Origin of the sequence: Thiomicrospira sp. WB1, assembly GCF_001507535.1 — a bacterium.
Lineage (GTDB): Bacteria > Pseudomonadota > Gammaproteobacteria > Thiomicrospirales > Thiomicrospiraceae > Hydrogenovibrio.
In genome coordinates, this window is record NZ_LQBN01000004.1 from 163,351 (window position 1) to 184,832 (window position 21,482).

The 21,482-nt window shown below is 57.6% G+C and carries 19 protein-coding genes; 13 read left to right on the forward strand and 6 right to left on the reverse strand.

All coding sequences use genetic code 11. From position 1 onward, the window contains the following. The first annotated feature begins 52 nt into the window (after positions 1-52). From def to AVO41_RS10135, 11 genes are all read left to right on the forward strand, one after another. Positions 53-571 (forward strand): peptide deformylase, encoded by a 519-nt coding sequence (def, locus tag AVO41_RS10085; protein ID WP_068586534.1) that lies wholly within the window; start codon positions 53-55, stop codon positions 569-571. A gap of 58 nt (positions 572-629) precedes the next feature. Continuing rightward, positions 630-1,583 carry a methionyl-tRNA formyltransferase gene (gene fmt, locus AVO41_RS10090; protein WP_068586537.1) on the forward strand — a complete coding sequence of 318 codons (954 nt, stop codon included), beginning with the start codon at positions 630-632 and terminating at the stop codon, positions 1,581-1,583. After that, positions 1,580-2,914, forward strand: a complete 1,335-nt coding sequence (rsmB, locus tag AVO41_RS10095; protein WP_068586544.1) for a 16S rRNA (cytosine(967)-C(5))-methyltransferase RsmB — start codon at positions 1,580-1,582, stop codon at positions 2,912-2,914. Before fmt ends, rsmB begins: the two co-directional genes overlap by 4 nt. Beyond that, complete coding sequence (locus AVO41_RS10100; RefSeq protein WP_068586549.1) at positions 2,880-3,509, forward strand: DUF4390 domain-containing protein; 630 nt, start codon at positions 2,880-2,882, stop codon at positions 3,507-3,509. The genes rsmB and AVO41_RS10100 overlap by 35 nt, the downstream gene beginning before the upstream one ends. Before the next feature lie 20 nt (positions 3,510-3,529). Beyond that, entirely contained in the window at positions 3,530-5,755 is a 2,226-nt protein-coding gene (locus tag AVO41_RS10105) for an ATP-binding protein (RefSeq protein WP_068586551.1), read from the forward strand. Beyond that, positions 5,752-7,107: a sigma-54 dependent transcriptional regulator gene (locus tag AVO41_RS10110; RefSeq protein WP_068586554.1), complete on the forward strand. Its 1,356-nt coding sequence runs from the start codon at positions 5,752-5,754 to the stop codon at positions 7,105-7,107. The genes AVO41_RS10105 and AVO41_RS10110 overlap by 4 nt, the downstream gene beginning before the upstream one ends. Positions 7,108-7,185: 78 nt before the next feature. Beyond that, on the forward strand, positions 7,186-8,583 hold the full coding sequence (gene trkA, locus AVO41_RS10115) for a Trk system potassium transporter TrkA (protein ID WP_068586557.1): 1,398 nt from the start codon (positions 7,186-7,188) through the stop codon (positions 8,581-8,583). Between the two features lie 9 nt (positions 8,584-8,592). Then, positions 8,593-10,044, forward strand: a complete 1,452-nt coding sequence (locus tag AVO41_RS10120; protein ID WP_153003536.1) for a TrkH family potassium uptake protein — start codon at positions 8,593-8,595, stop codon at positions 10,042-10,044. Between the two features lies 1 nt (position 10,045). Beyond that, positions 10,046-10,654 (forward strand): bifunctional 2-polyprenyl-6-hydroxyphenol methylase/3-demethylubiquinol 3-O-methyltransferase UbiG, encoded by a 609-nt coding sequence (locus AVO41_RS10125; protein WP_068586560.1) that lies wholly within the window; start codon positions 10,046-10,048, stop codon positions 10,652-10,654. A gap of 95 nt (positions 10,655-10,749) precedes the next feature. Continuing rightward, positions 10,750-12,246, forward strand: a complete 1,497-nt coding sequence (locus AVO41_RS10130) for a SulP family inorganic anion transporter (protein ID WP_068586563.1) — start codon at positions 10,750-10,752, stop codon at positions 12,244-12,246. Beyond that, on the forward strand, positions 12,246-13,112 hold the full coding sequence (locus AVO41_RS10135) for a universal stress protein (RefSeq protein ID WP_068586565.1): 867 nt from the start codon (positions 12,246-12,248) through the stop codon (positions 13,110-13,112). Before AVO41_RS10130 ends, AVO41_RS10135 begins: the two co-directional genes overlap by 1 nt. Positions 13,113-13,219: 107 nt before the next feature. Here AVO41_RS10135 and AVO41_RS10140 read toward each other — a convergent pair whose 3' ends face one another. Together AVO41_RS10140 and AVO41_RS10145 are read right to left on the reverse strand one after the other, a co-directional pair. Then, positions 13,220-14,119 (reverse strand): lysophospholipid acyltransferase family protein, encoded by a 900-nt coding sequence (locus AVO41_RS10140; protein ID WP_068586568.1) that lies wholly within the window; start codon positions 14,117-14,119, stop codon positions 13,220-13,222. Beyond that, entirely contained in the window at positions 14,116-14,922 is an 807-nt protein-coding gene (locus tag AVO41_RS10145; RefSeq protein WP_068586570.1) for an ATP-binding protein, read from the reverse strand. The genes AVO41_RS10140 and AVO41_RS10145 overlap by 4 nt, the downstream gene beginning before the upstream one ends. A 182-nt stretch (positions 14,923-15,104) precedes the next feature. Here AVO41_RS10145 and AVO41_RS10150 point away from each other — a divergent pair, with 182 nt between their 5' ends. Further along, on the forward strand, positions 15,105-17,102 hold the full coding sequence (locus AVO41_RS10150) for a GGDEF domain-containing phosphodiesterase (protein ID WP_068586573.1): 1,998 nt from the start codon (positions 15,105-15,107) through the stop codon (positions 17,100-17,102). Between the two features lie 8 nt (positions 17,103-17,110). Here AVO41_RS10150 and AVO41_RS10155 read toward each other — a convergent pair whose 3' ends face one another. Both AVO41_RS10155 and AVO41_RS10160 read right to left on the reverse strand, forming a co-directional pair. Further along, positions 17,111-17,899 (reverse strand): heme ABC transporter ATP-binding protein, encoded by a 789-nt coding sequence (locus tag AVO41_RS10155; RefSeq protein WP_068586576.1) that lies wholly within the window; start codon positions 17,897-17,899, stop codon positions 17,111-17,113. Then, positions 17,892-18,926 carry an iron ABC transporter permease gene (locus AVO41_RS10160; protein WP_235584734.1) on the reverse strand — a complete coding sequence of 345 codons (1,035 nt, stop codon included), beginning with the start codon at positions 18,924-18,926 and terminating at the stop codon, positions 17,892-17,894. Before AVO41_RS10160 ends, AVO41_RS10155 begins: the two co-directional genes overlap by 8 nt. A 101-nt stretch (positions 18,927-19,027) precedes the next feature. Between AVO41_RS10160 and AVO41_RS10165 the strand changes: the two genes are divergently transcribed. Next, positions 19,028-19,534 carry a HugZ family protein gene (locus AVO41_RS10165; RefSeq protein ID WP_068586577.1) on the forward strand — a complete coding sequence of 169 codons (507 nt, stop codon included), beginning with the start codon at positions 19,028-19,030 and terminating at the stop codon, positions 19,532-19,534. A 34-nt stretch (positions 19,535-19,568) separates the two neighbouring features. Here AVO41_RS10165 and AVO41_RS10170 read toward each other — a convergent pair whose 3' ends face one another. Beyond that, positions 19,569-20,336 carry a sulfite exporter TauE/SafE family protein gene (locus AVO41_RS10170; RefSeq protein ID WP_068586584.1) on the reverse strand — a complete coding sequence of 256 codons (768 nt, stop codon included), beginning with the start codon at positions 20,334-20,336 and terminating at the stop codon, positions 19,569-19,571. After that, complete coding sequence (gene trmA, locus AVO41_RS10175; protein WP_068586587.1) at positions 20,333-21,460, reverse strand: tRNA (uridine(54)-C5)-methyltransferase TrmA; 1,128 nt, start codon at positions 21,458-21,460, stop codon at positions 20,333-20,335. The genes AVO41_RS10170 and trmA overlap by 4 nt, the downstream gene beginning before the upstream one ends. Positions 21,461-21,482 lie beyond the last annotated feature (22 nt).

The following is a 21,482-nucleotide window of genomic DNA, read 5'->3' on the forward strand; positions in this document are numbered from 1 at the left end:
CAGAGCCGCAGGCCCAAAAAGCAAGCTTGTCCGCAATTAAACGTAACCGATTATGACCGATAAACTCGATATAGTGCTCTACCCGGATGAGGGACTCAGAGACCTTTGCACGCCCGTTGATGGCATGAACGATGACTACGATCGCCTGATCGATGACATGTTCTACACCATGTACGACGCCCCCGGCATCGGGCTGGCGGCACCGCAGGTGGCCATACAGAAACGCCTGATTGTGCTGGATGTCTCGGAAAACCAGGATCAGCCCATCGCCCTGATCAACCCGGAAGTGGTGCAAAGCAAGGGCGAAATCGTCTACGAAGAGGGCTGCCTGTCTTTGCCCGGCGTCTACGCCAAAGTAAAACGCCCTTCGGAAATCCTGGTCCGCGGCTTGAACCGCGACGGTGAAGCGGTGGAACTCGAAGCCAAAGATCTGCTGGCCATCTGCATTCAGCATGAAATCGACCACCTGAATGGCACCTTGTTTGTGGATCATCTGTCACAACTCAAACGGAGCCGCGCCTTGCAGAAATACCGCAAGGAAATGGCCAATCTCAAAGCGACCTCTTCGTGATGGCACACTGGCGTCGGTCTGACTTTGACCCTTGTTTCACCCCGCGCAACGGACGGTTATGACCCAAAACACCTCTCAAACCCTCAACATTGTTTTTGCCGGCACCCCCGACTTTGCCGTGCCTGCGCTCAGCGCCCTGATCGACAGCCCACACACGGTCTGCGGCGTCTACACACAACCCGACCGGCCAGCAGGCCGGGGACGCAAACTCACCCCCAGCCCGGTCAAAGCCAAAGCGCTGGAACATGACCTGCCAGTGTTTCAGCCGCAAAATTTTAAAGATCCGGACGACCGGGCCACGCTGCAAGCCCTGCGCCCCGATCTGATGGTCGTCGTGGCCTATGGGTTGATTTTGCCGCAGTCGGTTTTGGACATTCCCACTTACGGATGCCTGAACATTCACGGCTCGCTGTTGCCGCGCTGGCGTGGTGCCGCCCCGATCCAGCGCGCCATCGAGGCCGGCGACCCCCAAACCGGGGTGACCATTATGCAAATGGCCGCGGGCCTCGATACCGGCCCCATGCTCACCACCCTTGCCACGGAAATTGACGCCACGGACACAGCCCAATCCTTGCACGACCGTCTGGCGGACCTGGGCGCGCAGGCACTGATGACCACGCTGGACCAACTGACTGACACAGGGGTGACGCCGATCGCGCAGGACGACGCCCAGGCCACCTACGCCCAAAAGTTGAGCAAAGCCGAGGCAGCCATTGACTGGCACCAGCCAGCGCAACCGATCACCCGTAAAATTCAGGCTTTCAACCCCTGGCCAGTGGCCACGACCCAATGGCAAACGCAGACACTGCGACTCTGGGAGGCCCAGTGCCGACCGGAACTGTCCTCGTCTGCGGCCCCCGGCACCGTCTTGTCTGTCCAGCCGGAAGGTGTGGATGTGGCCACCGGGGAAGGCATGGTTCGTCTGATCACCGTCCAGCCGCCGGGCAAAAAGGCCATGGCGGCCTATGACTTTGCCCAATCCCGTCAATTAACCGGACAGGTGCTGACATGAGCCATGCGCCCAACCCTCGCTTTATCGCATTGAAAATGCTCCTGTCGGTGGTCGAGGACGGCCGTTCGCTCAGCCAGGTGCTTACCACGGGCCTGTCACAGTTTGACGCCCGCCGGGATCGGGCTTTTTGCCAGAACCTGGTCATGGGCACCCTGCGCTGGCACAACCAGCTCGCAGCCATCCGGGATCGGTTACTGAAAAAACCCTTGAAAGCCAAAGATGAAAACATCAACCAGTTAATCCTTTTGGGGCTGTTTGAATTACGTCACGCCGACACCCCCGCGCATGCGGCCGTGTCGGAGACCGTCGCTCTGGTAAAAAAACTGAAAAAACCTTGGGCCAGAGGCTTGATCAATGCATTGCTTCGCTCTTATCAACGCGAGCGCGACGCCCTCAACGAGTGGATTGAATCAGAGCCGGCTTTGTCCCACGCTCACCCCGACTGGCTGGTAGCGCGACTGACACAGGCCTACCCCGAACACTGGGAGAGCGTGCTGGCGGCCAACAACCGCCCCGCGCCACAGACGCTGCGCATCAATCGCCTTGCCACCACGGTCAGTGCCTACCTCACCGACCTGGCCGAAACGGGCGTCGAAGCCCACCGTCATCCCCATGCCCCCGAGGCACTGGTCCTGACGGGCAACCACCACATCCCCAGTCTGCCCGGGTATGAGGCCGGACACTTCAGCGTGCAGGATGCCTCGGCGCAATTAGCCGCACCGCTGCTGGACCCGCAACCCGACGAAACCATTCTCGATGCCTGCGCGGCCCCCGGCGGAAAAACCACCCATTTGCAGGAATGGGCCGACAACCGGCTCAAGTGTCTGGCCCTGGAAAAAACACCCGAGCGTCTGGAGCGACTGAGCGAAAACCTGCACCGGCTCCAACTGGACGCACAAATCGAAAATGGGGACGCCGGGTGCCCGCAGGGCTGGTGGGACGGACAGTTATTCGACCGAATTCTGTTGGATGCGCCCTGTTCCGGCACCGGTATCATTCGCCGCCAGCCCGATATCAAATGGCACCGTACCGCTGACGACATCACGCAACTGACGGCCACGCAAGGCCGGTTGCTCGACGCACTCTGGCCGCTGTTAAAACCCGGCGGCACCTTGCTGTATGCCACCTGCTCGGTGTTGCCCGAAGAAAACGGCGAGCAGATTCAGGCCTTTCTCCAGCGCACACCCGATGCGCAACCGACCTTGCCAGACGTCGACTGGGGCCTGCCCGGGGCACTGCCCGGCCGTCAGATTCTACCCGGTCAATCCAAAGACCCGGACATGGATGGTTTTTACTATGCGCGACTCAGGAAATCGATTTCGGTTGATTAAACACCTGCTCGCCTCGGCCCTGGCGTTTTTATCTGCCATGGTTCTGTGGGGCGCGGCTCTGGCTGAGCCGTCCGCCGAAAACGGCCGAATCGAGGTACGTTCTCTGTATGACTACCAGGAAAGCCAGCAACTCATGCTGGATGCCCGCATCAAACTGACGCTGCCATCCGATGTGGTCGAAGCGTTGCACCACGAGATTCCCATCGCCTTTGAAACCGACATCACGCTGGACGAATCGCGCAGCCTGCTCGGCATCCCCTATCAGCGCAACCGTGTTCGCATTCAATACCAGACACGATTGCAATACTATGGTTTTAACCAGGCCTGGGTTCTGCACAATCAGCGCAATCAGAAGGTTCAGAGTTTTTCCACGCTGGAAGAGGCCCTGGACACACTGGGCACGCTGTCTGGGTTTGCGCTCACCAATCTGGCCACGCTGCACCCCAACACCGAATACCATATGGGCGTGCGCATGTCACTCAACCGGTGGGCCCTGCCCAGCCCGATGATGATTGATGCCCTGTTTTCCTCTGCCTGGCACCTGGACAGTGACTGGAAAACCATTCAAATCCAGTCACCCAAGAGCTGGCTGTAACCAACCATGGCGAGGCACCCATGAAATCTTTGTGGCACAACCCCATGACGTTTTTCCGACAATACGGCCTGCTCATCGCCATCGCCAGCGTGCTGCTGATGATTCTGGTGATGATGAGCCAGATTCTGCAAAACGCTTCCCAGTTTGCCCAGACCTATTCGCTGTTGCTGTTTATTTCTTTCAGCGGCGTTCTGCTGTTGCTGATCATGCTGGGGCGCACGCTCTACCGCCTGCGCCGACAGTATCTTGACAATGTTCCCGGCACCCGTCTGACTCGGCGTCTGGCTGGCCTGTTCAGCCTAATCATCGGCTTGCCGCTGACCGTCATGTTTTATTTTTCTTACACCTTCGTGCAACAAAGCATCGACCAGTGGTTTGACGTCAAAACCGAAAATGCGCTCGACCACGCGGTGGAGCTGGTCCAGGTCACCCTGAACGACCAGACTCGGCGCTCGCTCAATGCCACCGAGCAGTTGCTCAATCAGCACCGCACTGACCTGCTGGTAACACCCGTTCTGACGCTGAGCAAGATGAGCCAGCAACTGGGCATCCGCGAACTGGCCCTCTATCAGAGCGACGGGCGCCTGGTCGCCTACAGCACCACCAGCAATTCCCGTCTGCTGCCGCCCAAACCGGCGCCGCGCCTGTTTCAGAACATTCGCAATGACCGTAATTACGCCGCCATCGAAACCCAGGTGGGCACCAACAACGCCTACCAGATCATTCGGGTCATGATCCCGGTCCAGGATCTGGCCAACAACCAGACGCTGGCACTGCAGGCCATTTTCCCCCTGCCGGAGCAAATCAGCCAACTGGCCAGCAAGGTGCGCGTGGCCGCCAACCAGTACCAGGAACTGTCTTACCTCAAAGGCCCTCTCAAAACCTCATTCACCATGATTCTGGCACTGGTGTGGCTGTTGGGGCTGATCGTCGCTCTGCTGTTTACCTTGCAGGCCCTGCAGAACATGACCCGCCCGATCCGCACCCTGGCCGAGGGCACGCGGGCGGTCGCACAGGGCGACTACAGCGTCACCATCCCGGAAACCGGTGACGACGAGATGGGGCAACTGATCACCTCCTTCAATGAAATGATCCAGCAGATTGCCAAAGCCCGTCATGAAATCAAGTTCGGGCACCAGCAGACCGAAATTCAGAAACTCTACCTGCAAGCCATTATCAAAAACCTAAGCAGTGGCGTCTTGACGCTCGACCCGCATATGCGGCTGAAAACCATCAATGATGCCACCAATGCCATTCTGGAAACACAGCTGTTCACTCAGCAGGGATCGACCATCAAAGACATCCTCAACACACCGGATCGCAGTCACCTTGCGGCCTTCTTTGAAGAAATCATGCCCCGCCTGCGACAGGACAACAAACCCTGGCACCATCAGCTGACACTGGACACCCCCAATGCTCAGAAAATTTTGCTGATCCATGGCTCCACCCTGCCCAGCCTGGACCAGAAAATCGGCGGTTACGTGCTGGTGGTCGAAGACATCACCCAACTCGTACAGGCGCAACTGCATGCGGCCTGGACCGACGTGGCGCAACGCCTGGCGCATGAAATCAAAAATCCGCTGACCCCCATCCAGCTGTCCGCCGAACGTTTGCAGTTCAAGCTCGCGCGCCACCTCAACCCCGACGAAGCCGCTCTGCTCGAACGTCTGACCGACACCATCATTGAGCAGGTCTCTACCATGCAATCGCTGGTGCAAGCGTTTACCGAATACGCCAATACGCCGGAACTGGCCCTCAATGAACTCAATCTCAACCAACTGATCGAAGACGTCGCCGGCATGTATCAGGAAACAAACCAGCGCTGGCACCTGCATTATTCGCTCGACCCGGCGTGCGAACGGGTGGTCGCCGATGGCGCCAAACTACGCCAGCTGCTGCACAACTTAATCAAAAATGCGCTCGAGGCGTGTGAAGATCAGGACGAGGCGGAAATCCGCATCGAAACCCAGTGCAAAGCGGATCCGGCGAAACCTGTTATACTGAAAATCTGTGACAACGGCCCCGGCATCCCCGAAAACGCCCGGAACTGGATTTTTGAACCCTATGCCACCGACAAACCCAAAGGCACCGGGCTGGGACTGGCGATTGTGAAAAAAATCGTGGACGAACACCATGGACGCATTCAGCTCATTGATAAACCGGCCCCCGAGCAGGGCACTTGTTTTGAAATTACCCTGCCCGGCCACACCCATCAATCTGTGACCCAAACCACCGAGACATTATGAAAACCGCCAAAATCCTGGTCGTTGACGACGAAAAAGACATTCGCAACCTGATGCAGGAAATTCTCAGTGAGGAGAATTACGACGTCATCACCGCCGCCAACGGGCAGCAGGCAAAAACGGCCTGGCGCGACCAGGCCCCCGACCTGATTTTTCTCGACATCTGGATGCCCGACATCGACGGCATTACCCTGCTCAAAGGTTTGATTGACGAATCGCTGCTGGAGCACAGCCGAGTCGTCATGATGTCCGGGCACGGCACCATTGAAACAGCGATCGAAGCCACCCGACTGGGCGCATACGACTTTCTGGAAAAACCTCTATCCCTGGCCAAGCTGTTAATTACTGCCGAACGTGCCCTGTCGGACCTGCGCTTACACACTGAAAACCGCCACCTCAAGCAAAAGCTGCCCGAACAAATTCTCCCCATCGGCAAAAGCAAACGCGTGGTGGAATTGCGTGACACCATCGAGCGCCTGGCCAAATACAGCATGCCTCTGCTGATTCAAGGGGAACCCGGCACCGGCAAACACCGCGTAGCCGAAGCCATTCATAAACTGGGCGATCGCCACAAAAAGGCGCTTTATGAAATTCACGGCGCCGACTTTGACGATCTGGAAAACGTGATTCTGGGCCAGCACCAGACCGGCACCACGCAACTGGGTGAACTGGTGCGCGCCGATGGCGGTACCTTAGTGGTCTCCAACGTCGACGCGCTCTCTGAGAATGGGCAGAATTTTCTGGCCCAGCTGGTGTTTGATCAAAGCTTTGTTCGGCCCGGCGACAACAAAAAAATCAGCATCAACCTGCGCCTGATCGCTTTGACCCAGGGCGGGCTGGACGATCTGGCCGCACAGGGGCTGTTTCGTGATGACTTGCTTCAGCGGTTGAAAGTCATGCCGGTCGAAGTTCCGGCATTGCGCCAACACACCGAAGACATCCCCGACCTGATCGATTATTTTCTGGATTACTTTCTCACCCATGAAGGTCTGAACTATCGTGAATTTGATGTGGCGGCGCAGAATGTGTTGCGCCAGTATGCCTGGCCAGGCAATTACCGGGAACTGCAGAACCTGATTCAACGGCTTCTGATTCTGGGCGAAGGCAAAATCACCGATGACGAAGTCAAACAGGCGCTGGAACAAAGCAAAACCGATCAGATGTCGGCCTGCAACGTGGACACGTCTGTGAACCTGAAAACCGCCAAAGAGCGATTTGAAGCCGCCTACCTCAGTCAATTGCTGCGCGAAACCGGCGGCAACGTCACCGAAACCGCCAAACGTTCCGGGGTGGAACGCACCAATCTTTACCGCAAACTCAAAGCATTGAACATCGATCCCAAAGACCCGAAATAGCGGACACAAGAAAGCGGTTATTTTCCCCAGCGTTTGGCGCTACAATGGGGCCATGATTTCAAGCACGAAAACGAATTTATGAATATTATCATTCTGGGTGCCGGTCAGGTCGGCAGCTCCCTGGCTGAACTGCTGGCCAAAGAAAACAACGATGTCACTGTAGTGGACCTTGACCGCACGCATCTGCAACGCCTTCAGGACCGCATCGACATTCGTACAGTGAACGGTCATGCTTCGAACCCGGACATTCTCAATCAAGCCGGTCTGGAAGAAGCCGACATGCTGATTGCCGCCACCCAGGTGGACGACACCAACATTGTGGCCTGCCAGCTGGCCCACATCATGCACAAAACCCCGACCAAAATTGCCCGGGTGCGTTCATCCAGCTATCTGGACCACCCGGAACTGTTCGACCGCAACCTCAACACCAATGCCATTCCCATCAATGTCCTGATCAGTCCCGAATCGTTGGTGAAAGATTACATTCTGCAACTGATCAGCTATCCGGGCTCTCTGCAGGTGGTGGATTTTGCCGAGGGCCGGGTGCGACTGGTCGCGATGCGCGCCTACTCCGGCGGCTTACTGGTGGGCAAAAAAATCCGTGAGATCAAACACTACCTGCCGGAAGGCGCACAAAACCGGGTGGTCGCCATTTATCGGCGCGATGAAGTGGTCATTCCTACCGGCAACGTCACCATTCAGGTGGGCGACGAAGTCTTCTTCCTGGCCGAACCCGACAGCATTCCGTTGATTGTTCAGGAGCTGCGCCGCGACAAACTTCGCCCGTCGCGGAACATCATGATCGCCGGGGGCGGCAACATCGGCTTCAACCTGGCCAGAGAGCTGGAAAAACAGCACCAGGTCAAAATCGTCGACCACAATGTCACCCAGGCGCGTCAGATTTCCGAAAGCCTGGAAAACACCATCGTCATCAATGGCGATGTGTCGGATCGCAACCTATTGCTGGAAGAAAACATCGATGAAATCGACCTGTTTGTGGCGGTTACCAACTCGGATGAGGCCAACATCATCTCCGGGATGATGGCCAAAAAGCTAGGGGTGCGTCGCGTGATTGCGCTGGTGAACAACCAATCCTATGTGGACCTGATTCACCTCAACAGCATTGACGTGGCCCTGTCGGCCGACCAGATCACCACCAGCCGCCTGCTGCATTACATGCGTCAGGCCGACACGGTCAAAGCCTTTACCTTGCGCCGCGGCGCGGCCGAAGCCATGGAAATCATCGTTCACGGCAGTGAAAACAGCTCGGACCTGATCGGACGCAAAATCAGTGAGATCCGCTGGCCCATGGACATCACCATTGGCTGCATCATTCGAGACAACGAGGTCAAATTCGCCCATCGTGACCTCACCATCGAAGCAGAAGACCATGTCATCCTGTTTTTGAATGACCGGACGCGTGCAGCGGAAGTCACCGAACGCTTCCTGCCGCGTGAAAAGAAAACCCTGTTTTAGGACGGCATTGTGCACACCCGCATTATTCTGAAAATTCTTGGCCTGTTACTGATGCTGTTCAGCATCACCCTGATTCCGCCGATTGCCGTTTCTCTGATCTACAACGATGGCGGCACCTATGCCTTCACCTCGGCCTTTGTCTGGATGCTGATTGTGGGGACGCTGCTCTGGTTTTTTACCCGCCACGAAACCCATGACCTCAAAATTCGCGACGGGTTCCTGATCGTGGTCATGTTCTGGACCGTACTGGGCATGGTCGGGGCCATCCCCCTGTACTTCGCCGCCGCCACGGACATTTCCATCACAGACGCCGTGTTCGAGTCTTTCTCCGGCCTGACCACCACCGGTGCCACCGTTCTGACCGGTCTGGATCAATTGCCTCGCGCCCTGCTCTGGTATCGCCAGCAGCTGCAATGGCTGGGTGGCTTGGGGATCATTGTGCTGGCCGTCGCCATTTTACCCATGCTCGGCATCGGGGGCATGCAGCTCTATCGCGCGGAAATGCCCGGGCCAATGAAAGACAACAAGCTGGCACCCCGCATCAGTGAAACCGCCAAAACCCTCTGGCTGATCTACCTCTGGCTGACCATTGCCTGTGCCACCGCTTACTGGCTGGGCGGCATGAGCTGGTTTGACGCCATCAGCCACAGCTTCAGTACCGTCGCCATCGGCGGTTTTTCCACCCACGATGCCAGCATCGGCCACTTTGACAGCCTTGCCATTGAGCTGATCGCCATGACCTTCATGGTGCTGGCAGGCTTTAACTTCATTCTGCACTTTACCGCTTTCCGTCATCTCAGTGTCAAACCTTATTTCAACGACCCGGAAGCCAAGACCTATGTGGCGCTGCTGGTCGTCGGCATCCTGGTCGCCACCACCTACCTGACCATGCATCAGGTCTATCCCAGCTGGCAGGAAAGCCTGCGTTATGGCGCTTTTCAGGTCATTTCGATTGGCACCACCACCGGTTATGCCAATGCCGACTTCGCCAGTTGGCCCGCCTTTTTGCCCATGATGCTGATTATGATGAGTGTGGTCGGGGCCAGTGCCGGCTCGACGGGCGGCGGGATCAAAGTCATCCGCTTCGTTCTGCTGTTTAAGCAGGGCAGCCGCGAAATAAAAAGCCTGCTGCACCCCAATGCCCTGATTCCGGTCAAGCTCAACGGCAAAGCCATTCCTGAAAAAGTCATGATGGCGGTGTGGGGGTTTTTCTCCCTCTACATCGTGATTTTTGTGATGCTGATGCTGCTGTTGATGGCACTGGGCCTGGACATGGTCACGGCCTTTTCCTCGGTGACCGCGACCCTCAACAACCTTGGCCCGGGACTGGGTGAGGCCGCCGCCAATTTTCAAAGCCTCTCCGATCCGGTCAAGTGGGTGCTGACCTTCAGCATGGTGCTGGGTCGACTGGAAATCTTCACTCTCCTGATTCTGTTTACCGCGGCTTTCTGGAGGAAATGAAATGAGCGACTCTCACACTCCCTCCTCCTTGGCCGCCAAATGGGACCGGCATTACGCTGAGATCGATCCGGCCCGACCGGTTGCCGCCAGCTGGGTGCTGCAAAACCATCTTGACCAACTTCCTTTCAAAGGCCAAGCGCTGGATCTGGCCTGCGGCCTTGGCGGTAATGCCCGTTTGCTGGCCCAGTGCGGGCTTCAGGTCGAGGCCTGGGACATCAGCGAGGTGGCGCTCAAACACCTCAACAATTGGGCCGCGGTGCATCGTCTGCCGATTCAAGTGAGCATCACCGACCTCAACCAGATGCTTCTGCCATTTGAACGCTTCGATGTGATCACGGTCAGCCATTATCTGGATCGAACCCTTTGGCCCCAGATCGTCCAGGCAGTGAAACCGGGCGGGCAACTCTGGGTCCAGACTTTTCTGGCACCGGTTCAGGCCAATGGCCCCCGTCATCCCGATTTTTACCTGCAACCCGGTGAGCTGCAAGCGCTGCCTGACCTGCCGGGCTGCACCGATCTCAGGCTGGAGCTGTACGGCCAGGGCTGGCTGGGCGAGATTGAACATCAAACTTACCAGGCCTGGTCGATTTACCAGCGCAAACGTCCCTGATCGCGGCATTTAGCCGACTTTTATTTGCGTTTCAAGCACTTATTCACTAGAATGCGCGCTTTATTGATTGGCCCCCGTATTCGATAAGGACTGTTATGCTGTTATCCCAATCCAAAAAAGACTGGCTGGGCAATGTTCGCGGCGACCTGCTCGCCGGCATTGTTGTGGCGCTGGCATTGATTCCTGAAGCCATTGCCTTTTCCATCATCGCGGGCGTGGACCCCAAAGTCGGGTTGTATGCGTCGTTTGCCATCGCCGTGATCATTGCCATCGTCGGGGGCCGCCCGGGCATGATTTCGGCCGCCACCGCCGCCACCGCCCTGCTGATGGTCACACTGGTCAAAGAACACGGATTGGAATACCTCCTCGCCGCCAGCATTCTGGCCGGGGTGCTGCAAATCATCGCCGGCTACCTCAATCTGCAAAACCTGATCAGTTTCATCTCGCGCTCGGTGATGGTGGGCTTTCTCAACGCCCTGGCGATCCTGATTTTCATGGCACAACTGCCCGAGCTGACGGACGTCACCTGGCATGTGTACGCCCTGACCGCGCTGGGGCTGGCGATCATTTACGGCTTCCCTTACATTCCCAAAATCGGCACCCTGCTGCCCTCACCGCTGGTCACCATCATCGTCATCACGCTGATCGCGGTCTTCATGGGACTGGACAATGTGCGCACCATCGGCGACATGGGTGAACTGCCGGACACTTTGCCGGTATTCCTGTTCCCGGACATCCCCCTGAATTTTGAGACGTTGTGGATCATTCTGCCCTATTCCATCGCCATTGCCATTGTGGGCTTGCTCGAATCCCTGATGACGGCTCAGGTGCTGGATGAAATGACCGACACCGACAGCGACAAATGCCGCGAAACCAAAGGCCAGGGCATTGCCAACATCGGCTCGGGCCTGATGGGCGGCATGGCCGGCTGTGCGATGATCGGTCAATCCATCATCAACGTCAAATCCGGAGGCCGCGGGCGTCTGTCCACCTTTTCCGCCGGGCTGTTTTTGCTGATCATGGTGGTGTTTGTGGCCGACTACCTCACCATTGTGCCCATGGCCGCTCTGGTCGCGGTCATGATCATGGTCTCGATCGGGACCTTCAACTGGAACTCCATCGCTGAAATCAAAACCAACCCGCCCAGCGCGACCATCGTCATGCTGGCCACCGTCGGGGTCACCGTCTGGACGCATAACCTGGCATTCGGCGTGATCACGGGGGTGGTGTTGGCGGCTCTGTTCATGGCCGGACGCCTGCGCCAATTCATGACCGTCCAGAGCAGCTTTGACGAGGCCACCGGTACGCGCACCTACACCGTGATCGGTCAGGTGTTTTTCAACTCCTCGGATAAGTTTATAAGTTATTTTGATTTTAAAGAGGCCGTGGACAAAGTTATCATCGACGTCCATCGCGCTCACTTCTGGGACATCAGCGCCATCTACGCGCTGGACAAGGTCGTCATCCGACTCAAACGCGAAGGCGCGGACGTGGACATCATTGGCCTGAACGAAGCCAGTGAAACCCTGGTGGACAAATACGCCGTGCACGACAAACCCGAACAAATCGAAAAAGTCATGGGAGGTCACTGATGCAAGCCTTGGAACAAAAATGGGTGCTGTCCTGCATAGACGGCTCACACATCAGTGATGCCGTGGCCGATTATTCGGCCTGGATTGCCGGCAAAGTGAACTCACCGCTGGAACTGGTGCACAGCATCGAACACTCCATGCTGTTGGAACACACCTCCCGTTCCGGCAACCTGACGCCCAACATGCGCGAGCACTTGTCCAAGACACTGGCCGAAGACGAGCAGAAAGAGAGCAAAGCGCTGATCGCAGCGGGCAAGGAAATGCTGGAAAAAGCCAAGCAGCGGGTTGATGGCAGTGCGCTGAAAGAAGTCATCACCCGCCAGCGTCATGGCGGCGTGGCCGAGGCCATCAAAGACCTGGAAGACGAAATCCGGGTGCTGGTGATCGGCGTGCGCGGCGAGGACCACGAACAGGACGAAACCCGGATTGGCGCCCAGATCGAAGAAACCATCCGCAGCCTGCACCGCCCGATTTTCATCGTCAATGGCGACTTCAAAGAACCCAAGTCACTGATGCTGGCCTATAACCGCTCCGAAGGGGCGGAAAAAGCCCTGCAGATGGTGGCCGAAAGCCCGCTTTACCGGGACATGGACGTGCATGTGGTCACCGCCAGCGACAAACCATCCGAGGCCAAAGCGTTGCTGGACAAAGCCGGCGACACCCTCAAAGCGGCAGGCTTTGACCCCACGCTGGCGCACTTGGACGGGGACGCGCAACAGGCCTTGCTGGACTACCAGAACGAGCACGACCTCGACATGACGGTTATGGGCGCGTTCAATCACGGCAAACTGCGCAGCCTGTTTTTCGGCAGCTTTACCCTCAAGATGCTGGCGCACAACCGCAAGCCACTGCTGCTGATTCGCTAAGCCCTCAGGCGACGTCCCAAAACCTAAAAAACCACCAGGCCTGGTGGTTTTTTTATGCCCGACTGTGAGCAAAACAGCCCCAAAATCATTGGGAGCTTGATTGGGAATCATGATTGCGATTTGTAAGGATTGGCCACGCCCGCGGGCGGATGCTTGTAGCGTTTATAGCTCCACTGATACTGTGCGGGCGCGATCCGCACGCATTGTTCCACACCTTGGTTGAGCGCCGTGGCGGCCGCCTCCGCGTCCAGCGCAGCCACCTCCGTGGGCGCCGGCAGGATGTGAACCCGATACCCTTTTCCTATGGGCAAACGCTCTGCAAACGTGAAAAAAACCGGCGCACCTGACTTGGCCGCCAGCTTGGAGACCAACAGCATGGTCCGGGCCGGATACCCGAAAAACGGCGCATGCACACTGCCGCGCTTGCCAGGGTCCTGATCCGGCAGAATGCCGATCATCTCATTGCGTTTAAGCGCTTCCCGCAATGCTTTGACCCCACTTCGGTCGGTCGGCACCAGACGCGCACCGCCGCGCTCACGCACCCGTTGCATAAAGCTTTCCAAAGCTGCCAAATTGGGCGGACGATACAGGCTGGTCATGGGGTAATGGGCGGCCCAGTAATAGCCCATCATTTCCCAGGCGCCCAAGTGTGGGGACAGCACAATCACACCCTTTTTTTCGGCCAGGGCCTGTTCAATCTGCGCCCCTCCCTCGACCGCTTGCACCAGTGCCAAGGTGCGCGACCGGGACCAGAACCACAAGGCACCCAACTCGGTCACGGTTTGACCCAATGCCAGCAAGCTCTGCTTTAGCAATGCCTGCCGGGCTTGTGGAGAGTGATCCGGGAACGCGGTGGCCAGATTGATGCGTGACACCCGTTTGACCGAATTGGGCGTCCACCAGAGCAGATACCCCAATCCAGCGCCCAGCGCATGATTCACCCGCAGGGGCAGCCAGGAAAGCCCGCGCAACAGGGCCTGAATCAAAAAGGCCTGCAACGCTTTCATGCGCCAGCGGCCTGGTTTTTTTGATTCAGTTGGGCCTCACCGCCGTGGTTGTCATCGGCAATCAGCGGTTGCATCGCCCGCCATAAATTGGCGTAAAGGTGCTTATTGTGCTGCTCTTCGCTCAACAACAGCTGTTTCATGCGCTCGCGTTCCTGCGGTTTGGCATAACAGGCCGGACAGTTGTCCTGAATCACGGGCAATCCCGCCGTTTCAGCAAAATCGCGGCACTGATTTTCCCGCACGCGCACCAAGGGTCGAATGATGCGGATGTCTTCGTCGTTGTTCAGATAATGCGCTTTCATAGTCCGCAACTCCCCGGCGTTAAACGCTGACATCATCAGACTTTCTGCCAGATCATCCAGATGCTGAGCCAGCGCCAGCACGTTGTAACCCTCACGCCGACAGACGGTGTAAAGTTTGCCCCGTTTCTGACGGGCGCAGAAACTGCAGAACGAATTGCCTTTCATATACTGGTCGGCCAGGGCCACCATGTCCTCGGCCTCATAAAAAAACGGCACGCCCAATTCGACCAGCCAGTCTTTCAACGGTGTGGGATCAAACCCCGGAATTTCCGGATCGATGGTGCAGGCGGCCAGCTCGAACTTGACCGGAGAGTGGCGTTGCAGATGGCGCAGCACCATCAACAGCGTCAGGGAATCTTTGCCCCCGGACAGGCCCAGCAAAATGCGGTCGCCATCACGAATCATGCCGTACTGAGCCAGCGCCCGCCCCACGGGTTTTAAAATCGCCTTGGGCGGGCGGTATTCGCTGGGCAAGGGTTTGATCGGCGCATCGAACGACATGAATATTCTCTAAGCTTGATTGAAAGGGGTATTTTACACCTTCGTGTGCCCTTTATCACCCGTCTGCCTTGTGCGCTCATACATCGATGATGCCTTACTGAAACCTCGAAACCATAGACTGAAACCTTTACATGAATAGGAATTTTGCTTATCATGAGGTGCCTTTTCAATGCCGATTTTTTATGTCCCAGCCATTTGAAACCTACCTCAATCAGGCGCCATTTGTCTTCATGCGCTGGGAAAACCGTCCCGGGTGGCCCGTGATCTATGCCTCGGAGCCGGTCATCGACTTACTGGGCTATCAACCCCATCAACTGGCCGATGGCGATCTGATCTATGCCGAGCTGGTTCACCCGGATGACCGGCAACGGGTAGACAAAGAAGTCAGCCACGCCGTCAGCAATGGATCACATCAGTTTGAACACCGCCCCTATCGACTTCTGAATGCGGATGGCGACTGGGTCTGGGTCAAAGACACCACCGAAATCATCCGAGATGAAAGCGGGGAAGCGACCGAGTTCTACGGCTTCCTACAAAACTGGACCGACCTGATCCACTACAAAAAACAGGCCCAGAAAGCACAGCTGATCAACCGCCAGATCAATCACGCTCTGGACGAAAGCAATCTGGTGTCACGCTCCGATGAAATCGGGCGCATCACCTACGTCAATAATCACCTGCTCAAACTGACCGGCTACACACGTGACGAGCTGATCGGCCAACCTCACAGCATTCTGCGCCACCCGGATACCCCACGACGCACCTTTCAGGCCATGTGGCAAGCCATCCAATCTGGCAAAACCTGGAAAGGCACACTCAAAAACCGCAAAAAGAGCGGTGAGCCCTACTGGGTGGAAATGACGCTGACCCCGCTGTTTGATGAAAACGGTCAATTCGTTGAATACCTGGCGATTCGCCATGAAGTCACCGAACTGGTGCGCAAACAAATGGCACTCAACGGCGCCCTCACCACCTCTCGCCTGTTGAACATCCCCAATCGCCTTGCGCTGATGGAGGCCATTGACGCCAGCGAGCGCCCCGTACTGGCCATGCTCGATCTGGATAATTTCCGTCAGATTAACGAATACTTCGGGCACAGCTTTGGTGATCAACTGTTAGTGCATTTCATGCTGCACGTGTTTTATTACAAGCCTCTCGACTATCGGTTGTTTCATTTGGGCGCTGATCAGCTGGTGTTGCTGGCCGAAAACGTGCATGCCACCGAATTCAGCTCCAGCCTGCAAACCCTGCGGGAACGACTCAACGAAAAGCGCTATCGCATCCGCGGCCAGGAAATCATGACCAACCCCACTCTGGCCCTGTCGTTCGAGCCCAAAAACCGCCTGTTGCGTTCGCTTGAAATCGCCATGCGCTATGCCAAGCGCCATCATCACAATCAGATGACCTATTCCGATGCGATTGACCAACCGGAATTGCGAGCCGAAAACCTGAAATGGTCGGCCAAGCTGAATCAGGCCCTGCTAGACGACCGCATCACGGTGCATTTTCAGCCGATTTATCATTACGCCAGCGGGCAAATCGAACGCCATGAATGCCTGGTGCGTTTGATCGACACCGATCAGACTGTGGTGTCCCCCTTCCACTTTCTGGAAGTGTCCAAACGCACCAAGAAGTATTATCAACTCTCGCGGCGCGTCGCCACCAAGGCGTTCGAACATTTTGAACAGACCGGTCTGCCGTTTTCGATCAATATTTCTTCGCTGGACATGACACGACCCAGCTATGCCCGGCACCTGCTCGAGCTGCTGGATGCCTGCTCGGCCCCGGAACAGGTCACACTGGAAATTCTGGAATCGGAAGAAATCACCGACTTTGCCGCGGTGCAGCGATTTCTGCAAAAGGTTCGGGAAAGAGGCTGTCAGATTGCGATTGATGATTTTGGCGCCGGCTATGCCAATTACCACAATCTGCTCAAATTAAACGCCGACTACATCAAACTGGATGGGTCCTTGATCAAGCAACTTGCCGACAATCAGGATGCCTACGACATTGTCGAATCGATTGTCAGTTTTGCACAAAAACGCGGCATCGCCACCATCGCCGAATTCGTCAGCGATCGGCGTATTTTTGATCTGGCGAACGCCATGAAGATTGACTACGCGCAAGGCTTTTTCATCGGGGCGCCCGAGCCGAACCCCTTGCAGCAGTTTACCCCCTAATAAAGACATCAGTCGGCCTTTGCCACCACCAGTGGCCAGCCGCCGGGATGCGACAGCACCTGCAACGGACACTGGTACACGGCTTCGAGCAGGTCCGGCTGCAACACCTTGGACGGCGTGCCCTGCGCTTTGACCTCGCCCTGTTGCAGCAACAACAGACGATCGGCGTATTGGGCCGCCATCTGCAGATCATGCAACACCATCACCACCCCGCTGTGGGTTTGTTTGGCCAAATCAGCAAAAACCTGCAGGCACTGATGCTGATGCCGCATGTCCAAATGCGACAGGGGCTCGTCCAGCAACACCCAGCCCGGTGTCACCGAAGCGTCACCGGCCTCGGCGCCCTGAGCGCGCTGCAACCAGACCCGCGCCAACTGCACGCGCTGTTGCTCACCGCCGGAAAGCGTCGGATAGGGCCGCTCAGCCAAAGCCACCAGATCAAAGGCCGCCAAGGCGCGCTGCAACCAAAACTCCGCCCGGGCCTCACCGGGCCAGATCAAGCCCATCGCCACCACCTCGCCCACACTGAAATCAAAGCTCAAGGCCGTGGTCTGCGGCAAGACAGCGCGCGTCTGCGCCAGTCTTTCCAGGGACAGCTGTGACAACGGCGTGCCCTGCCATTGGACACGGCCAACCTGCGGCACCCGGTCCCCACTCAGGCAATCCAACAGGGTGGATTTACCCGCGCCGTTCGGCCCGACGATGGCCACATTTTCTCCGGGTGACACCGACAAGGCCACCGATTGCAGACGCCAGACGTCGCCCAGCTCAACCGACAGGTCATGCGTTTCAAGCATCCCGGCCTCCCCAATCTTGGCCGTTCAGGTGACGCCACAACAGCCATAAGAAAAAAGGCCCGCCAAACGCCGCCATCAAAATGCCCAGCGGCAACTCAGCCGGCGCCGCCAAGGTTCTCGCCAGGGTGTCGGCCACCACCACCAGACACGCGCCCATCAGCGCGCTGCCTGGCAGCACGACTCGATGGTCGGGGCCAACCAGCAACCGCACTAGATGCGGCGCCACCAGCCCCACAAAACCGATCACACCGCTGACCGACACCGCCGCCCCCACACCCAGAGCGGTCCAAACGACCACCGAACGCTTCATCCGGGGCAGTGACAGCCCCAAATGCGTCACCACGCGATCGCCCATCAGAAACAGGTTCAACGCCCGGGCCTGACCAGTCAGCGCCCACAGGGCACCGATTAGAATCAATGCCAACCCACTCACCTGAAACCATTGTGCCTGACTCAGTGACCCGAGCGTCCAGTAGGTCAACTGGCGCAGCGCCTGATCTGAGGCGAGGTAACTCAGCAACCCCAGCCCGGCGCCTGCCATGGCATTGATCGCCACCCCGGCCAGCAACATCACGCCAATGTGCGTGCGTCCATAGCGGCTGGCAAACCGATAGATAAACGCGGTGACCGCCACACCGCCCAGAAACCCGGCCAAAGGCAACAACCAGGGGCCGGGTTCCAACGACCAGGCAGCGCCCAGCACAATCACCGCCACCGACGCCAGCGCCGCGCCACTGGAGACCCCGATCAACGCCGGATCCGCCAGAGGGTTGCGAAACAGCCCCTGCATGGCCGCACCACTTAATCCCAGTACCGCGCCCACCAGCATGGCGAGCAACAGGCGCGGCAGGCGCAGCTCCCACAGAACCTGCGAAGCCGGTGTGGCGTCATGCGGCGCCCAAAGGGCCTGCGCCCACTGCGGCCAGCTCAAAGGATAGACGCCCTGGCGCAACGCCCAGACCGCACAGAGCAACAGCACCATGCCCAACAGAGCGAACAACCAGCGAGGCTGCGCCAGCTTTCTCACGCTCTGGACTCCGTGCGATTGGGTACATGAATGTGGGTGATTGAGGTTCGGTTCATAGGTCGCTATCATAAAACGAATTCACAGGCATTACGAGGCAAGCCATGGCAAAAGACGACGCGCTCGTGCAGGAGTGTCACGACTTCATTCAAACCCACCACACTGCCGTGCTGGCCACCACTGACCCCGAAACCGGCTGGCCGGAAGCCAGCTATGCGCCTTTCCTGCTGGATCAGCAACGCTTTTATGTGTACCTGTCGGAACTGGCCCGACATACCCGTAATCTCTTGGCCGGGTCGCATGCCAGCCTGCTACTGATCGAACCCGAAACCGATGACAATCGCTTTACCCGTCGCCGGGTGAGCGTGCAGGCCACGGTGCGCGAAATAACAAGACAGAGTGAAAACTGGACACAGACCATGGAGCGCATGCAGGCGGAATTGGGCGAGACCGTCGCCATGCTCAAAACACTGGAAGACTTTCACCTGTTTGAACTGACGCCGGTGCGCGGGCGGTTTGTGAAAGGGTTTGCCCAGGCGTTTGAACTGGAAGGCGAGACGCTCTCCACCCTGAGCCACATACGCGGTCCCGGTCACCGCAAAGCCACCTGACCCCTTTTTCACCAGGCCTGGTAAAAAAGCCGATTCAGATCAGCGCGGACACATTCTGCGACAGAATGAACGCCCCCATCACAATCAAAAACAGCGCGAACACCCGCTTGAGCATCGCCTGATCCACTTTGTGACTGACTTTGTGACCCAGCCAGCCGCCCAGAATGCCCAGCACCGAGAACAGGCCCACCACCTGCCAGTCCAGATTCAACGACAACTGATCCAATACATTCAGGTATTCATAAAAGCCGACAAAGGATTTGGCCGCGATGATCACCAGACTGGTGCCCACCGCCAAACGCATCGACAGACCGCCCATCAACACCAGCGCCGGAATGATCAGAAAACCGCCCCCCACGCCGACCAGGCCGGTGACCGCACCGACCACCAGACCGTCGATGGCGATTTTCCAGAACGCCCGCTTTTTGGGACCCTGCCCGGCGGAGTCCATTTTCACCGGCTTGAGCATCAAGATCGCCGCCGCCAGCAGCAGCGCCGAAAACACCAGCATCTGCACCGGGCTGGAGACAAAATGCGCGCCAAACGCCCCCAGATACGCCCCGAGCATGCCGGGGCCGCCAAACATCAGCGCCGTGCGCCAGTCCACCAGCTTTTGCCGCGCGTAGGGCCAGGCCGAAAACACACTGATGATGCCCACGATCAACAGCGATCCGGCAATCGCCACTTTGGGGTCCTGCCCCACCAGATAAATCAGCACCGGAACCGTCAGAATCGAACCGCCGGACCCCAACAGGCCCAGGCTCAAGCCAATCAAAAGCGCGCCAATCAATCCCAGAATCATGAAACTTTCCTCTGCAGCAACACGCCGCTTTCAATGTGGTGAGTGTAGGGGAACTGGTCGAACAAAGCCGTGTTCACCACGTCATGCGTGGCCGTCAATACCTCAAGATCACGGGCCAAAGTCTCCGGGTTGCAGGAAATGTAAATCACCCAGTCAAACCCGGCCGCCATGGACCGGGTCAGATCGTCCAGCCCCGCCCGCGGTGGGTCCAGAAACAGCGTGGTAAAGCGGTAGTCGGCCAATGGCACGTCTTTCAGGCGCTTGAAGGTTTTACCGCCCAGCGCCGCCGAAATCTCTTCCGCCGCCATGCGCACCACCGTCAGGTTTTCCACCCCGTTTTGCTCGATATTGATTTTGGCCGACGCCACCGAGGTTTTGGAAATCTCCGTGGCCAGCACCCGTCGGAAAAACGGCGCCAGCGCAATCGAAAAATGGCCGTTACCGCAATAAAGTTCCAGCAGATCGCCTGCACCATCCGGATTGGCCTGCTTGGCTCTATCCTGCGCCCAGGCCAGCATCGCCTGCGCCATGTACGGATTGGGCTGGGTAAAGCTGTTTTCGATCTGCTGAAACGACCAGGTCTGGTCATGCACCTGCAAACGCTCGGTGACAAAATCCTGATCCAGACACACCTTCTGCTTGCGCGCCCGACCGATGATATGATCAATGGGCAGCGTTTCCCGCAAATGCTCGGCCGCGGTCAGCCAGTCTGCATCGGTTTGCACGACGCCCCGCTCATCCGGGGTCTGCAACGGCCGCCGATAAATCAGCGTCACCAGCATTTCACCACTGAGCGTGGCCAGAAAATCCACCTGAAACAATTTACGGCGCAGCACCGGCTCCGCCACGATGGCGTCCATCAATGGCCGCATCAGGCCCGCAATCGACTCGATCGCCATCGGGCAATGGTGAATCGGCACTTTGGTCTTGGTCTCGGGGTCGAACATGATGTAATCAGTGCGATCCCCCTCGTGCCAGACCCGAAACTCCGCCCGCGCCCGATAATGCTCCGGCGGCGACGCAAAACAGTCAAACTGCGGCAATTCACCCAACAACGACTGCAGGCGAGCCTCCTTGTTTGCAAGCTGTTGCGTGTAACGGTCGGGATCGGTCTGACAGAGCATGGCACCTCAAAAGGAGAATGTG